Raw genomic sequence first — 15314 nt, forward strand, 5'->3', positions numbered from 1 at the left:
GGCTTATTTTCCCTGCTTCTTCTGATCGGCGGGCTTGTCGAAGTTCTCTACCTGATCCGGCAGGAACACCGTCTTGACGCGCTGGGTCGGGCCCTTGCTCTCGGCGATCATCTTCTGTTTGACGATGTCGTAACGGATCAGATCGCCGTTGACCTGGCTGTCTTCCTGCTTGAGCTGGCCATTGCCGGTGATGGTCACCAGCCGGTTCTTCAGCTCGTAGCGGATGCTGTTGCCGTGGGCATTGACCGGCTTGCCGTTGTCCAGGATCTGGAAGAAGGTGGCGGGATTGCCATAGGCCGTCATCACCTCGGCCCCTTTCTCGCCGGAGCGGATCACCACTACCTTGTCGGCCTTAATCTTGATGGTGCCCTGAGTGATGATGACATCGTCACTGAAGGTGATGCGGTTGTCCTGCATCTCGGCCACCTGTTTGACCGCATCCACGTAGACCTTCTCGGCAAAGTCGGACTCTTTGGCGCTCACGGTGCCGCACAGCAGCAGGGCCGCGAGGGCCAGATTAACGTTTTTCATTGAAATAGATGGCATGACCCTGGTCCAGTAATTCAAAATATTTGCGTTCCAGATGACCCTTCAGGCCAACGCCCTCGGTCTGGAAATCCTTACCCACTATGCTGACTTGCTGATTGCTTCTCACGTTCTGGGTCACCAGATCCAGCTCCATATAGGGGGTATCCAGCGTGGAGATGAAGGAGGCGGGCAGCAGGCCGTCCAGATGTACCTTGTCCCGCAGGATCACGTTGTCATCCGTGTTGAGCACGCCGGTATCGGCCGTGACTTTCCACTCGGCCTCGCCCTGCTTGTCGAACATGTAGACTACCGGCTTGTTGAAGGTGGCCTGTTCGAGGAGCTGGTAATACTCCGCATACTCGGACTCCAGCCGCTCGGTGCGCCGCCCATCTGCGTCAAAGCGGGTGGTGACCAGATTCTTGGCGGTGAAGTCCGGCTGATAGTTCTCGACCTTGGCGGTCGGCTCCGCCACCAGCTCTATGTCGCCGAGCTGCCAGGCGGCCAGCGCCACCAGAAAAAGCAGGGCGAACAGCAGCGTCTGTCTGCTCATACCGAGGCCTCTGGCTGATAGTCACCCAGCCCTTGTGCCTGCAGTATCAGGTCGCACACCTCGCGTACAGCACCCAGCCCACCGGCCAGTCGGGTCACCATGTCGGCCCGGGCCAGCACCAGTGGGTGAGCATCGGCCACGGCGATGCCAAGGCCACAGGCCTGCATCACCGGCAGATCTATGGTGTCATCACCCATGTAGGCGGCCTGCTCCGGCGTCAGTCCCAGCTTGGCCAGCAGTGCCTCGAAGTGGGGCAGCTTCTGATCCGCCCCCTGCACCAGATGCTGCACACCCAGGCTCTTCATCCGGTCGCTGACGATGCGGGAATTGCGCCCCGTGATGATGGCGATCTCGATCCCGGCGTTGAGCAAGGCGCGCATGCCGGCGCCGTCGCGGGTACAGAAGGTCTTCAGCTCTTCGCCATCATTGCCCATATAGATGAGGCCGTTGGAGAGGACTCCATCCACATCGCACACCAGCAGGCGGATCTGCGCCGCCCTGTCATACTGGCTGCGCGTCACCGGACCGTAGAGGGTCGGTACGTTTTGCATCAAATTACTCCGGCTTTCAGCAGGTCGTGCATGTTGAAGGCACCGAGCGGGCGCTTGTCCTCATCCACTACCAGTAATCCGTTGATCTTTCTGGTTTCCATCAATTTGACAGCTTCTGCCGCCATCATCTCGGGTCCTACGGTAACACAGTTGGCCGTCATCACCTTGGCGATCGGGGTGTGATGGATATCCACCTGCAGATCCAGGATGCGGCGCAAGTCACCATCGGTAAAGAGCCCGGCCAGCCGGCCATCGGCGTCGACGACAGCCGTCATCCCCAGCCCCTTGCGACTCACTTCCAGCAGCGCCTGGCTGATGGTGGCATCTATCCCCACCCGGGGCAACAGCTCGCCGCTGTGCATCAGGTCACCGACCCGCAGCAGCAACCGCTTGCCCAGCGACCCGCCAGGGTGAGAAAGGGCGAAGTCATCGGCGGTGAAACCGCGGGCTTCCAGCAGGGCAACCGCCAAGGCGTCCCCCATCACCAGAGTGGCCGTGGTGCTGGAGGTGGGCGCCAGCCCGAGCGGGCACGCCTCCTTCTCGACCCGTACGCACAGGTGCACGTTCGCTTCCTTGGCCATGGTGGAGGCGGGATTGCCCGTCATGCAGATCAACTGGATGCCACGGCGTTTGAGCACCGGCAGCAGGGCCAGGATCTCGTCACTCTCGCCCGAGTTGGAGATGGCGATGATGAGATCGCCGCTGGAGATCATCCCCAGATCCCCGTGACTGGCTTCGCCAGGGTGCAGGAAGAAGGCGGGGGTGCCGGTGCTGGCCAGGGTGGCAGCAATCTTGCTCCCGACATGACCTGACTTGCCCATGCCGGTGACCACGATTTTGCCACTGCAGCGCAGCACCAGGTTGCATGCCTGATCGAAGGCATCATTCAGGTACTGATAGAGTCCATCAATCGCTTGTTTTTCAATGTCCAGCACGGTACGGGCGCTGCGACGAAAATCGAACAGTTCAGACACTTTTTCAGGCTTTACAGACATAAAGGCACAGCTCCGGGCCGAAATTTGCTGCGGGATTATAAAAAAGTCTGTCGAGATAAGCGAATCGGATACTTCTCGGTCCTAAAAGAGAGACAATTGGTTACACAAAACTGTCGCGCTTTTGGGCTGGCGGGCTGTTCAATAGTTGTTCCTTGCTGTTGCTTAGACCTAGACTAGCCCATAAAATTCGCTCTTCATTTACACCGGATGGACAATTGTTTGAACAATGACCTGATCACCATCTCCGACCTGACCTTCAGTCACGGAGATCGGCTGTTATACGACGGGATCAACCTGACCATTCCCCGTGGCAAGGTCACTGCGGTCATGGGCCCCAGCGGCATAGGCAAGACCACCTTGCTGCGGCTGATCGGTGGCCAGCTCAAGCCTGAGTCCGGTCATATCCTGTTTGACGGGGAAGATATCCCCACCCTCTCCCGCTCTCGCCTGTACGAGGTGCGCAAGCGGATGAGCATGCTGTTCCAGAGCGGCGCCCTGTTTACCGGCATGACGGTCTACGACAATGTGGCCTTCCCGCTGCGGGAGCACTCAGGCCTGCCGGAGGAGCTGATCCACACCATCGTCATGATGAAGTTGCAGGCGGTCGGTCTGCGTGGCGCAGCGAAGCTGATGCCGTCCGAACTCTCCGGCGGCATGGCCCGCCGCGCGGCGCTGGCCAGATCCATAGCGCTGGATCCGGACCTCATCATGTATGACGAGCCGTTCGTCGGCCAGGATCCCATCACAATGGCGGTGCTGGTCAAGCTGATCAAGGAGCTGAACGGTGCCCTCGGCATCACCTCCGTCATAGTCACCCACGACGTGAAAGAGGTGCTGAGCATAGCCGACTACGCCTATATCATCGCCAACCGCAAGGTGGTGGCACACGGCACGCCGGATCAGCTGCGCGAGGAGCACAATCCCGAAGTCGAGCAGTTCCTCAAAGGATTGCCCGACGGTCCTGTTCCGTTCCATTTTCCGGCAGGCGACCTGCTACAGGATCTGTGATGTTGATAAGCCAAGTAAGCAAGCTGGGCCGGGTCGGAGTGCGTTTCATCAGCTCCATCGGCCGAGCCACCATAATGCTGTTTCATGCGCTGGCGGGCAAACCCGAGCCACGCAAGCACTTCCCCCTGCTGCTTCAGCAGCTGTATGTGGTGGGCGTACAATCCGTTGCCATCATACTGGTGTCCGGCCTCTTCATCGGCATGGTGCTCTCGTTGCAGGGTTACAACGTATTGAAGGACTTCGGCGCCGAACAGAGCCTGGGCCCACTGGTTTCCCTCTCACTGTTGCGGGAACTGGGTCCGGTCGTGACGGCGCTGCTGTTTGCCGGCCGTGCCGGTTCGGCCCTCACCGCAGAGATCGGCCTGATGAAGGCCACAGAACAGCTCTCCAGCCTGGAGATGATGGCGGTAGACCCGCTGCGCCGGGTAGTGGCTCCCCGCTTCTGGGCCGGGGTCATCAGCATGCCGCTGCTGGCTTTCATGTTCAGCCTGATCGGCATCTTCGGCGGCAAGCTGGTCGGTGTGGACTGGCTGGGGGTGGACGAAGGGGGCTTCTGGTCCGCCATGCAGGCCTCAGTCGACTGGCAGGATGACATCATGCAAGGGGCGATCAAGAGTGTGATCTTCGCACTGGTTGTCACCTGGATTGCGCTCTTTAACGGTTATGATGCCAAGCCGACCTCGGCCGGGATCAGTCAGGCCACGACCCGTACCGTGGTCCACTCCTCCCTGGCCGTGCTCGGCCTGGATTTTATACTCACCGCAGTCATGTTTGGATAAGGTAAAGATGAAGTTCAGCAAAGTAGAATTCCTGGTTGGCGCCTTCATGCTGGCCGGCATCGGTGCCATTCTGGCGTTGGCACTGCAAGTGGCAGGTTTGAGTTTCAAACCGGAAGGAGAAACCTATACCCTGCGCGCCCATTTCGATAATATCGGCGGCCTGAAAGTACGTTCACCGGTCAAGGTGGGCGGCGTCGTCGTCGGCCGGGTCAGTGACATCACCCTGGATGCCAAGAGCCAGGTGCCAGTCGTATCCCTGCAAATGCAGAAGAGTGCCGGCGAGTTTTCCGAAACCAGCACCCTCTCCATCCTGACCTCGGGGTTGCTCGGTGAGCAGTACATAGGCCTGATGCCAGGTTTCACCGATGAGGAGATGGGGACCAGCATGCTCAAGGATGGCGACATGATTGAAGACACCAAATCCGCCATTGTGCTGGAAGACCTGATTGGCAAGTTCCTCTACAGCCAGTCTTCCGACACCAAGTCAGACAGCAAGTAAGGAGTAACCATGTTCAAGAAGATCGCCCTGCTGCTGGGCCTGATGACCAGCATGCTGTTTTCCCTGGTCGCTCACGCCACCGATGCCACAGATCCCTATGCCCTGGTGGACGAAGCTGCCAAGCAGACCTTTGCCCGCCTGAAGGCGGACAAGTCCCAGGTGAAGAGCAACCCGGATCACCTGCGGGTCATCATACGTGAAGAGCTGCTGCCCTACGTGGACAACCGCTTCGCCGCCTACAAGGTGCTCGGCAACCAGATCAAGCAAACCACCCCGGCCCAGCGTGATGCCTTCGTCGAGGTATTCACCGAATACATGGTGAGCTCCTACGCCGATGCGCTGGCGCACTTCGACAAGCAGACCGTCAAGGTCGAGCCGGGCAAGGCGCCGGGTGACAGCAACATCACAGCCGTCAACGTCAGCGTGAAAGAGACCGGCAAACCGGATATCTTCCTCGAGTTCAAGCTGCGCAAGAACAACAAGACCGGCGAATGGAAAGCCTTCGACATGGTCGCCGAAGGCATCAGCCTGCTCTCTGCCAAGCAGAACGAGCTGGGTGGCCTCATTCGCCAGAACGGCATAGATGCGGTGATCGCCCAGCTGCGCGCCCATAATGCCAAGCCGCTGGTCATCAAGTCATGAGACTGAGCGGCGAGCTGCAGGCACCCCAGGTCGTTGAGCTGTGGCAACACCGCGCCGACTGGTGGCAGGAAGATCGGCTCGAACTGGGCGAGGTCACCACCCTGGATTCGGCAGGGCTTGCCCTGCTGGTCAAATGGGCCAAAGCCGCATTGGCACGAGGCGCCACACCACAACTGGTGGGCGCCTCCACTGATTTTTATACCCTGGCCAACCTGTACGGGGTGGCCGGGCTGTTTCAGTCAACCCCGCTCACAACTGAGGACGCATAATGCAAGTCTCTGAAATTGAAGCGATACTCCTCGAGGCTCTGCCATTATCCGAAGTCCATGTCAAAGGGGACGGTAGTCACTATCAAGTGATCGCCGTCGGTGACATGTTTGACGGTATGAGCCGGGTCAAGAAGCAGCAGGCCATCTATGCCCCGCTGATGGACAAGATCGCCAGCAACGCCATTCACGCACTCTCCATCAAGGCTTTTACCGATGCCGAGTGGAAGCGCGAACGTAAATTCCTACTGCCCTCCTGATTTGGTATCTAAGTAAATGGACAAATTTAAAATTGATGGTCGTTGTACTCTCAACGGCGAAGTGACCATCTCTGGCGCCAAAAACGCCGCCCTGCCTATCCTGTTCGCCACCCTGCTGTGTGATGAAGAGATCCACCTCTCCAACGTACCGCGCCTGAAAGACGTGGGTACCACCATCAAGCTGCTGGAGATGCTGGGTGCCACCACCAAGGTCAACGGCAACGTGACAGTGCTGACCGGTGCGGTGAACAACCATGTCGCCCCCTACGAGCTGGTGAAGACAATGCGCGCCTCCATCCTGGCGCTGGGCCCGCTGGCCGCCCGTTTCGGTGCTGCCGACGTCTCCCTGCCCGGCGGCTGCGCCATCGGTGCCCGTCCGGTCAACCTGCACGTCCACGGCCTGGAGCTGATGGGTGCCAAGATCACCATCGAGGATGGCTACATCAAGGCCCGCGTCGACGGCCGTCTGAAAGGTGCCCACATCCTGATGGACATGGTTTCCGTCACAGGTACCGAGAACCTGATGATGGCCGCTACCCTGGCCGACGGGCGCACCGTGATCGAAAACGCCGCACGCGAGCCGGAAGTGGTCGATCTGGCCCACTTCCTCAATGCGCTGGGTGCCAAGATCCAGGGCGCGGGCACCGACACCCTGACCATAGACGGTGTCGAACGTCTGCACGGGGGCAGCTACAGCGTGCAACCTGACCGCATCGAAACCGGTACCTTCCTGGTGGGTGCTGCGGTTACCGGCGGCAAGATCACCTGCCGCAAGACGGATCCCTCCCTGCTGGAAGCCGTACTGGTCAAGCTGGAAGAGGCGGGTGCCCTGATCGAGAAGGGCGCTGACTGGATCAGCCTCGACATGACGGGTCGTACCCTCAAGCCGGTCACCATCAAGACGGCCCCTTACCCGGCCTTCCCGACCGACATGCAGGCACAGTTCACAGTGCTGAACGCCGTCGCCAAGGGCACAGGCATGGTCACAGAGACCATCTTCGAGAATCGCTTCATGCACGTACCTGAACTGGTACGGATGGGCGCAGACATCGAACTGCAGGGCAACGTGGCCATCTGCCGTGACACCGAGCAACTCAAGGGTGCCCAGGTGATGGCGACCGATCTGCGCGCCTCCGCCAGTCTGGTGCTGGCCGGCTTCGTGGCCGAAGGCTCCACCATAGTCGACCGCATCTATCACATCGACCGTGGCTACGAAGACATAGAGCACAAGCTGCAGGCCCTGGGTGGCCGCATCGAGCGCATCAAGGGCTGATTGCCGCCCCTGAGCAACAGATGACAAAAAGGCCCCTCGCTGTGCGAGGGGCCTTTTTCATGGCTGCGAATCGGCTGATGCCGGGATCAGTGGCCGGCCAGCTTCATGTTTTCGACCAGCACAGAGCCGGTCTTGAGGCTGGAGCGCTCATCTTCGTCGCTGCCCACCGCCACTATATGGCTGAACATCTCGGTCAGATTGCCGGCTATGGTGATCTCTTCGACCGGGTAGGCTATTTCGCCATTCTCGACCCAGAAGCCGGCAGCGCCGCGGGAGTAGTCGCCATTGACGATGTTGACCCCCTGCCCCATCAGCTCGGTCACCAGCAGGCCTGTGCCCAACTCCTTGAGCATCTCCTGGAAATTCTGACCCGTGCTGGAAACCTGCCAGTTGTGGATGCCACCGGCATGACCCGTGGTGGTCAACCCCAGCTTGCGGGCCGAGTAGGAGGTGAGCAGCCAGCTCATCAGCTCGCCGTTGCGCACTATGTCCATGTCGCGGGTACGCACCCCTTCCCCATCGAACGGCGTGCTTGCCAGCCCGCCCAGCAGATGGGGGAACTCCTGAATGGTGAGCCACTCGGGCAGGATCTGCTTGCCCAGCTTGTCCAGCAGGAAGCTCGACTTGCGATAGAGATTGCCACCGCTGATGGCCATCACCAGATGGCCCCACAGGCCGGCAGCCGTGTCGGGGTGAAACAGCACGGGAGCGTGGCGGGTGGAGATCTTGCGGGCGCCGAGGCGAGAGACTGTGCGTTCCACCGCCTCGTCGGCGATGCGCTGCGGGCTCCAGAGCCCGGCCAGGTCACGGCTGGAGGAGTAGCCGTAATCCCGCTGCATGTCGCCATCTTGCTCACCGATCAGCACGCAGCTCAGGGAGTTGCGTGACGCCGCATAGCCTTTGACGAAGCCGTGGCTGTTGCCATAGACCTTGATGCCGAGGTGGCTGGAGAAACCGGCCCCGTCGGAATGCTTGATGCGGGCGTCTCGACCCAGCGCCAGTCGCTCACACTCGATGGCCAGCTCGATGCCGCGCTGGGGATCCAGTTCGATTTGGTGGCACAGTTGCAGATCGGGGGCGTCCCAGGCCAGCAGGTCCGCATCAGCCAGGCCGGCACAGTCATCGGGCGAGGTGTGGCGGGCTATCTCCATGGCGGCTTCGACGGCGGCGCGGATGGCCGGCTTGCCCAGATCGGTAGTCGAGGAGGATCCCTTGCAGCCATCGCGATAAACGGCGATGCCAAGGGCACCATCCTTGTTGAATTCGATACTTTCCAGTTCACAACCGCGGGTGTTCACCGACAACCCGGTCTGCTTGCTGATGGAGACTTCGGCCAGCGAGGCACCCAGTCCCTTGGCTATCTCCAGTGCCTCGGCAACGACGGCCTCGAGATGGGCTTGATCCTGGCGAATTTGGTCTTGCTGATCCATAACTCACATCTGTATGAAGGAAGGAAAGGGGGCTAAGCATATCAGACCCCTGCGCCCAGCGGGAGAAGCTGGTAACATATCCACCAACGTGAATGACAGGAATCAAGAGACCGATGAGTCAATATCAAGACGACAACGAGTTGGAAGACTGGGGCCCCAGCAAGACCCAGCTCAAGCGCGATGCGGAAGTGCTGCAGAAGCTGGGCGCGGAGATAGTCTCCCTGAGCCACAGCGAGCTGGAAAAAATCCCGTTGGATGAAGAGCTTGCAGATGCTGTCGAGCTGGGCCGCAAACTCAAGCCCAAGAAGGATGAGTCCTTCCGTCGCCATTTGCAGTTCATCGGCCGTCTGATGCGCAGCCGTGATATCGAACCGATTGAAGAAGCGCTCTCCATCATCAAGAACCGCCACTCCACCGTGAATGCCCGCCTGCATCGTCTGGAGCAGTGGCGTGAGCGCCTGATCACCGAAGGTGACAGCGCCTTGAACGAGCTGATGTCCCAGTTTCATGAGCTGGACCGCCAGAAGCTGCGTCAGCTGATCCGTTCCGCCAACAAGGAACGGGAACTGAACAAGCCGCCGGTCGCCTATCGTGAAATGTACCAGTACCTGCGCGGTGAAATCGAAAACCTGCTGTAAGTGATGACTCACGCCGCATGGCGAGCAGCAATCGACACAGCGTAAAACGGGGCCATATTGGCCCCGTTTCTTATGCTGCTCTGCGCGCTAGTTGCCAGCGAGGCACTGGGTATGGGTACCGGGCTGCAGATAAGGCATCAGCAGTGGCGCCATCCCTTTGAGCACCTGCACCGGCAAGGCCGAGGTGAAGCGGAACTTGTCAGACTGGCTGCCCGGCACATAGGCGGTCAGGGTACCGAAGTGATCCTCCCCCAGATAGAAGACGAAGGTCGCGGTCCGGTTGCGAGCCAGCGAGCTGGTCACGTTGCCGTAGCGACCAACCGTTTCGATCCGGTTGTCACCCGTGCCCGTCTTGCCCCCCATCGGCAGGACTGTGCCATCCGGCAGGGCAAAGGCGCCGGCTATGCGTCTGGCGGTTCCCCCTTCAACCACCTTCGACAGCGCATTGCGCAACGCGGTCGCCACCTCGGCCGGCAGCACCCGAGTGCCTTCGGTATGGAGCGGTTCAAACGCTGTCTCGAACGGCGTGCCCTTGGCGAACGAGAGGTGTTCGATACGCAGGGTCGGCGCACGAATGCCACCGTTCTGGATGATCCCCATCAACTCGGCCAGTGCTGCGGGTCTGTCCCCCGAACTGCCCAGAGCCGTCGCCAGCGAGGGGACCAGGTGATCGAACGGGTAGCCCAGTCTGGCCCAGCGTTGGTGAATGTCGAGGAAGGCCTCGACCTCCAGCATGGTACGGATACGGCTGTCCCTGGCACTGCGGTGACGGGTCTTGAACAACCAGCTGTATACCTCTTGGCGCTCATCACGACTGGCTTCGACCGCATCGGCAAAGGTCGCCTTGTCAAACTCCTTGAGGTAGGAGAGCAGCCACAGCTCCAGTGGGTGAACCCGGGCTATGTAGCCCTGATCCGGCAGCGAATACTTGCCGGGACCATAGCTGGTATAGAGCTGCTCTATCCGCCGGTCGCTCAGCTTGTCACGCGGCAGTCGCTTCGCCAGGAAGGCGGCGAAGGTCTCCTGCGAGGCATCCGGCATCAGGTAGCGATGCACGGCGGCGAGCCGCACGGCACTGGGCTTGAGACCATCCAGGAAGGTGTCGAGCTGCTCATCTGCAGTCTTGCCGCGATACTTGCGCCAGAAGCGCAGCAGATAGGTCTGGCCCTCTTTATCGGCGAACTTGGCCAGATACTCGGTACGGCGCGGATCCTTGTCATCCTTGAGCAGCTGGGCACGGTTGCCCTCCCGATACAGGCTGTAGCGCACTATATCGCGCATCAGCCGCACGAACGGCAGGTTGATGGACTCGCGCAGCGCGTCGCGGATCGCCGGAATGCGACCGTTATCCTCACGACGGAAGTTGTTGAAGGTATGCATGCCACCACCGGTGAAGAAACCTTCGCTCGGGCTGGCGGAATACTTGCGATCCAGCGCAGCCTCCAGCATAAGTGGCAGGCTCTTGTCCTTGGCCGTCATCAGATAGGAGACGGCCCAGCGGCTGATGTTGTCCTGATTTGATACCTCGATCTTGCGCAGGCTCTCCGCAGACATGTCCGCATAGCTGTCGTGCAGCTCGGAGACGATCTCCAGATAGGTGGTCAGTACCCGCAACTTGGCGGTTGACCCCAGCTCCAGCTTGCTGCCCTCGTTGATATCGAACGGCTGATCCGTGTTGTCAGTCTGCACCCGTACCTTGAAGCCTTCCGGTGACTTCTCGAACAGGGTAAAGCTGTATTTCACGTCCCCCGTCTTCTCCGGCGAGAGCAGGCGCTCACCAAACAGCCCAACCTGGGCGGCGATGGCGGGATCCGCCAGCTGCTGCAGGTAACGGGAAATCTCGTTTTGCAGCGGCATGTTGAGGCTGGTGTCAGCGGTCAGATCCATCCGGTCCAGATCATACAACTGCACCCCGAGCTGACGGCTCAGGCGGGTACGCGCGACCTGCAGACCCTTGTTGTTGTTGACCTTGGTCATCGCAGGGGACTGCAGGAAGTCGCGGAAACCAATCTTGGCCTTGAGAGCAGCCTCCATCAGTGGCGGCGTGATCATTCCCTCCTGCACGAACAGGCGCAGATAGCTGTCGGTCAGGGTCGCCAGTGCATCGCGCCCCTGTGCCAGATAGTAGGAGGGGCGACGGTGGGCAATCATCAACGAGACGACCTGACGCAAGGCGAGCCCTTGCTCTGCAAGCGGTGCATCCTGATTGCGGGCCGGATCCAGCAGACGATTGACTTCGTCCACATTCGCACCAAACCAGACCCAGAGGCCATCACCCAAGCCATGCACCTCGCCATAACCCGGGGCCGCGGAGAGCGGAACCGAGTTGAGGTAGGCCCAGGCTACCAGCTTGCGCGCCTCCAGCGTCTTGGGGCCCAGGCGATAGGCGCGCACGCTGGCCGAGGCCATCTGGCGGATCTTCTCGGTGGGAGAGAGCGTCAGACCGTCCGGTGAGTGACGATACTTTTCGACCTGAGTCGCCAGTGTGCTGCCGCCGGCGGACTGATCCTGCATATCCAGCGCCTTGCCGACCTGGGACATGGCCGCCTTGGCAAAACGGGGCCAATCCACCGCCGGGTTCGCCAGCGGTTGCTCGTTGCTCAGCAGATCACGGTTCTCGATGAACAGCAGCGACTGTATGACCAGCGGCGGGATGGAGGCAAAATCCGGGTAATAGTGGGTCGGATACTTGAACTGATAGAAGGGCTCGGCCCGGCAGTCATGCAGCGTCAGCCCGGCCTGCACCTTCTCGGTATAGGGAACGAAAAAGCCACGACTGGCATAGTCATAGAGCGCATCGGAAAAATGCACCTGCTCGCTGACCTGATAACCCCGTTGCAGCAAGCGCTCCTGCATCATGGGCAGCAGCACGTAACCGAGCCGCTTGTCGAAGGGACCATCGTCGGGGAAGGCTATCTGTTTGCTGGGGCCCGGCTCGACCTGATAGGTCAGCTTGGCAGCATAGCGGGAGATCTCCTGCGACTGCAGCCTGGATGTCTGCATCTCATAGCCAACCAGGGCGATCACGGCAGCCAGGCACAGCAAAAAGAGAAAACAGAACAACCAGCGCCACCAGGGACGACGTTTGCGCGTGTATTTGCCGTCCGCGCGTGGGACGGATGAATCCTGAGATGCCACTTTGTTCAAATCCGTCTGTTCTGATGCGCCCATATCAGCCCCACCATGGTTGCGCAATTTATTGTGTTTCACTCAAGCTTAGTCTTTTCAAGTCAATGGCTTGAAAACTATTGACCGCTTTGTAGTGATGGTAACAGGGCGATTATAAAAAGGGGAGCCGATTGTTGCAGCGCGCGAAGAGATCCGAGCTGATGGCGGAAAACAAAACACCGGCCAAAAGCCGGTGTTTTCAGGTAGCAGCGAAGCTGGACTACTTGCTGGAGCTCATGGCCTTGAGCTTGGAGCTCAGATCTTTACGCTCTTTGGACAGCTCGGCATTCTTGATGATGTGATCGTCGACACGCTCTTCATAGTCGGTACGCATGTTGGCGATGATGGCCTGAACCTCATCTATGCTCATGCCCGGCTTGATGTAGTCGCTCAGGTTGTCGAGCAGCAGTACCCGCTTCTGGTTATCACGGATCTTCTTCTCGTTGTCGGCGATCTCGCGCTTGAGTTTGTTCTGGCGACGGGACATACGCACATATTCCAATACATCGCTGAAGGTGGACTTGTTTACTTGTTCCATATCGATACCACTGACTTAAGGTTGATAAAAGCAGGCCAAGTTACGCCCGTACCAGAGAGAAAAAAGGAGAGGGTACAGGCAAACTCAAGATGCCCTTTACTCTACCGAGTTATGAAGCAGATACAACCCTAATTGCAGGCTTGGCGCCGGGTTTCGGCGGCAGAGAGTCGAGTGGAGAACCAAATGGACAGGCCACCATGAGGTAGCAATTACCACATCAGCAAACAAGGGAGCGAAGGGCCTTGCTGGTTGAGCTGAGGCGATATGAAACAGCTGGTTATGGGGTAATAAGAGATAAAATATAACCAGAATTGCGCAAAATGGCTGCTGACATGCCAATTTCAGGCAATAAAAAAGCCCGCTCAGATGAGCAGGCTTTCAATGTTGGGTGCCTGGCAGTGTCCTACTCTCGCATGGCGAATGCCACACTACCATCGGCGCTACCGCGTTTCACTTCTGAGTTCGGCATGGGATCAGGTGGTTCCACGGCGCTATGGCCGCCAGGCAAATTCTTCAATCCAGAAAGCTGACGTGAGTAACGACTGATTGGCTATTGCCTGGTCGCTATCACTGAATTAGGTAAGTAGTTCATGCACTTGCTACAAGGCCCAGAACACTTCTTGGGTGTTGTATGGTTAAGCCTCACGGGTAATTAGTATGGGTTAGCTCAACACGTCGCCGCGCTTACACACCCCACCTATCAACGTTGTGGTCTCCAACGGCCCTTTAGGACCCTCAAGGGGTCAGGGATGACTCATCTCAGGGCTCGCTTCCCGCTTAGATGCTTTCAGCGGTTATCGATTCCGAACTTAGCTACCGGGCAGTGCCACTGGCGTGACAACCCGAACACCAGAGGTTCGTTCACTCCGGTCCTCTCGTACTAGGAGCAACTCCCTTCAATCATCCAACGCCCACGGCAGATAGGGACCGAACTGTCTCACGACGTTCTGAACCCAGCTCGCGTACCACTTTAAATGGCGAACAGCCATACCCTTGGGACCGACTTCAGCCCCAGGATGTGATGAGCCGACATCGAGGTGCCAAACACCGCCGTCGATATGAACTCTTGGGCGGTATCAGCCTGTTATCCCCGGAGTACCTTTTATCCGTTGAGCGATGGCCCTTCCATTCAGAACCACCGGATCACTATGACCTACTTTCGTACCTGCTCGACCTGTCCGTCTCGCAGTTAAGCTGGCTTATGCCATTGCACTAACCTCCTGATGTCCGACCAGGATTAGCCAACCTTCGTGCTCCTCCGTTACTCTTTGGGAGGAGACCGCCCCAGTCAAACTACCCACCAGGCACTGTCCGCGATCCCGATTCAGGGACCTGCGTTAGAACATCAAACATACAAGGGTGGTATTTCAAGGACGGCTCCAGCGCAACTGGCGTCACGCCTTCAAAGCCTCCCACCTATCCTACACATGTAGGTTCAATGTTCAGTGCCAAGCTGTAGTAAAGGTTCACGGGGTCTTTCCGTCTAGCCGCGGGTACACCGCATCTTCACGGCGAATTCGATTTCACTGAGTCTCGGGTGGAGACAGCATGGCCATGGTTACACCATTCGTGCAGGTCGGAACTTACCCGACAAGGAATTTCGCTACCTTAGGACCGTTATAGTTACGGCCGCCGTTTACCGGGGCTTCGATCAAGAGCTTCGCTTGCGCTAACCCCATCAATTAACCTTCCGGCACCGGGCAGGTGTCACACCCTATACGTCCACTTTCGTGTTTGCAGAGTGCTGTGTTTTTGATAAACAGTCCCAGCCATCTGGTCACTGCGACTCCCAACTGCTCCATCCGCAAGGGACTTCACTGTCAAGAGCGAACCTTCTCCCGAAGTTACGGTTCTATTTTGCCTAGTTCCTTCACCCGAGTTCTCTCAAGCGCCTTGGTATTCTCTACCCGACCACCTGTGTCGGTTTGGGGTACGATGACTTGTAATCTGAAGCTTAGAGGCTTTTCCTGGAAGCAGGGCATCAATGGCTTCACCACCGTAGTGGCTTCGTCTCGTGTCTCAGTGTTGTGTCTCCGGATTTGCCTAGAAACACCACCTACGCACTTTCACCAGGACAACCGTCGCCTGGCCCACCTAGCCTTCTCCGTCCCCCCATCGCAATTACAAGTCGTGCAGGAATATTAACCTGCTTCCCATCGATTACGCCTTTCGGCCTCACCTTAGGGGTC

The 15314-nt window shown here is 58.8% G+C and carries 15 protein-coding genes and 2 rRNA genes (1 of these 17 running past the window's edge); 8 read left to right on the forward strand and 9 right to left on the reverse strand.

Features of this window, described 5'->3' with window-relative positions; translation table 11 throughout:
* Nucleotides 1-3 precede the first annotated feature (3 nt).
* Genes lptA through IU367_RS19950 form a run of 4 tightly spaced genes read right to left on the reverse strand, consistent with a single transcriptional unit; the run spans nt 4 to nt 2624 of the window.
* On the reverse strand, nt 4-531 hold the full coding sequence (lptA, locus tag IU367_RS19935) for a lipopolysaccharide transport periplasmic protein LptA (RefSeq protein WP_042867839.1): 528 nt from the start codon (nt 529-531) through the stop codon (nt 4-6).
* A complete protein-coding gene (gene lptC / locus IU367_RS19940; RefSeq protein ID WP_274452903.1) occupies nt 518-1078 on the reverse strand; it encodes an LPS export ABC transporter periplasmic protein LptC in 561 nt (186 codons plus the stop codon). The genes lptA and lptC overlap by 14 nt, the downstream gene beginning before the upstream one ends.
* Nucleotides 1075-1629 carry a 3-deoxy-manno-octulosonate-8-phosphatase KdsC gene (kdsC, locus tag IU367_RS19945; RefSeq protein ID WP_241325653.1) on the reverse strand — a complete coding sequence of 185 codons (555 nt, stop codon included), beginning with the start codon at nt 1627-1629 and terminating at the stop codon, nt 1075-1077. Before kdsC ends, lptC begins: the two co-directional genes overlap by 4 nt.
* A complete protein-coding gene (locus IU367_RS19950) occupies nt 1629-2624 on the reverse strand; it encodes a KpsF/GutQ family sugar-phosphate isomerase (protein ID WP_043140012.1) in 996 nt (331 codons plus the stop codon). Before IU367_RS19950 ends, kdsC begins: the two co-directional genes overlap by 1 nt.
* A gap of 207 nt (nt 2625-2831) precedes the next feature.
* Here IU367_RS19950 and mlaF point away from each other — a divergent pair, with 207 nt between their 5' ends.
* From mlaF to murA, 7 genes are read left to right on the forward strand one after another with little or no spacing between them, the layout of a single operon-like run.
* A complete protein-coding gene (mlaF, locus tag IU367_RS19955; RefSeq protein WP_043140015.1) occupies nt 2832-3632 on the forward strand; it encodes a phospholipid ABC transporter ATP-binding protein MlaF in 801 nt (266 codons plus the stop codon).
* The gene (mlaE, locus tag IU367_RS19960) at nt 3632-4411 is read left to right on the forward strand and encodes a lipid asymmetry maintenance ABC transporter permease subunit MlaE (RefSeq protein WP_042868353.1); all 780 of its coding nucleotides are present in this window, start codon (nt 3632-3634) and stop codon (nt 4409-4411) included. The genes mlaF and mlaE overlap by 1 nt, the downstream gene beginning before the upstream one ends.
* A 7-nt stretch (nt 4412-4418) precedes the next feature.
* Nucleotides 4419-4910, forward strand: coding sequence for an outer membrane lipid asymmetry maintenance protein MlaD (gene mlaD / locus IU367_RS19965; RefSeq protein ID WP_045525748.1), 492 nt, complete (start codon nt 4419-4421; stop codon nt 4908-4910).
* Between the two features lie 9 nt (nt 4911-4919).
* Nucleotides 4920-5552: a phospholipid-binding protein MlaC gene (gene mlaC, locus IU367_RS19970; RefSeq protein ID WP_042868357.1), complete on the forward strand. Its 633-nt coding sequence runs from the start codon at nt 4920-4922 to the stop codon at nt 5550-5552.
* A complete protein-coding gene (locus IU367_RS19975; RefSeq protein WP_108537005.1) occupies nt 5549-5821 on the forward strand; it encodes an STAS domain-containing protein in 273 nt (90 codons plus the stop codon). The genes mlaC and IU367_RS19975 overlap by 4 nt, the downstream gene beginning before the upstream one ends.
* Complete coding sequence (gene ibaG / locus IU367_RS19980; RefSeq protein WP_005306001.1) at nt 5821-6078, forward strand: BolA family iron metabolism protein IbaG; 258 nt, start codon at nt 5821-5823, stop codon at nt 6076-6078. Before IU367_RS19975 ends, ibaG begins: the two co-directional genes overlap by 1 nt.
* A gap of 16 nt (nt 6079-6094) precedes the next feature.
* Complete coding sequence (gene murA, locus IU367_RS19985) at nt 6095-7351, forward strand: UDP-N-acetylglucosamine 1-carboxyvinyltransferase (RefSeq protein WP_042868361.1); 1257 nt, start codon at nt 6095-6097, stop codon at nt 7349-7351.
* An 86-nt stretch (nt 7352-7437) separates the two neighbouring features.
* Here murA and pmbA read toward each other — a convergent pair whose 3' ends face one another.
* A complete protein-coding gene (pmbA, locus tag IU367_RS19990) occupies nt 7438-8781 on the reverse strand; it encodes a metalloprotease PmbA (RefSeq protein ID WP_043140022.1) in 1344 nt (447 codons plus the stop codon).
* A 113-nt stretch (nt 8782-8894) separates the two neighbouring features.
* Between pmbA and yjgA the strand changes: the two genes are divergently transcribed.
* Nucleotides 8895-9419 (forward strand): ribosome biogenesis factor YjgA, encoded by a 525-nt coding sequence (gene yjgA / locus IU367_RS19995; protein WP_042868365.1) that lies wholly within the window; start codon nt 8895-8897, stop codon nt 9417-9419.
* Between the two features lie 87 nt (nt 9420-9506).
* On the opposite strand, the gene IU367_RS20000 is transcribed toward yjgA, so the two are convergent.
* The 4 genes from IU367_RS20000 to IU367_RS20015 form a co-directional block, all read right to left on the reverse strand.
* Nucleotides 9507-12590 (reverse strand): transglycosylase domain-containing protein, encoded by a 3084-nt coding sequence (locus tag IU367_RS20000; RefSeq protein WP_043554296.1) that lies wholly within the window; start codon nt 12588-12590, stop codon nt 9507-9509.
* Between the two features lie 217 nt (nt 12591-12807).
* Nucleotides 12808-13125, reverse strand: coding sequence for a PTS system regulator TmaR (tmaR, locus tag IU367_RS20005; RefSeq protein WP_042868369.1), 318 nt, complete (start codon nt 13123-13125; stop codon nt 12808-12810).
* 390 nt (nt 13126-13515) lie between these two features.
* Nucleotides 13516-13630 (reverse strand): 5S ribosomal RNA (gene rrf / locus IU367_RS20010).
* A 126-nt stretch (nt 13631-13756) separates the two neighbouring features.
* Nucleotides 13757-15314 (reverse strand): 23S ribosomal RNA (locus tag IU367_RS20015) (it continues 1332 nt past the right edge of the window).

Source organism: Aeromonas bestiarum (genome assembly GCF_028751155.1).
Classification (GTDB): Bacteria; Pseudomonadota; Gammaproteobacteria; order Enterobacterales; family Aeromonadaceae; genus Aeromonas; species Aeromonas bestiarum.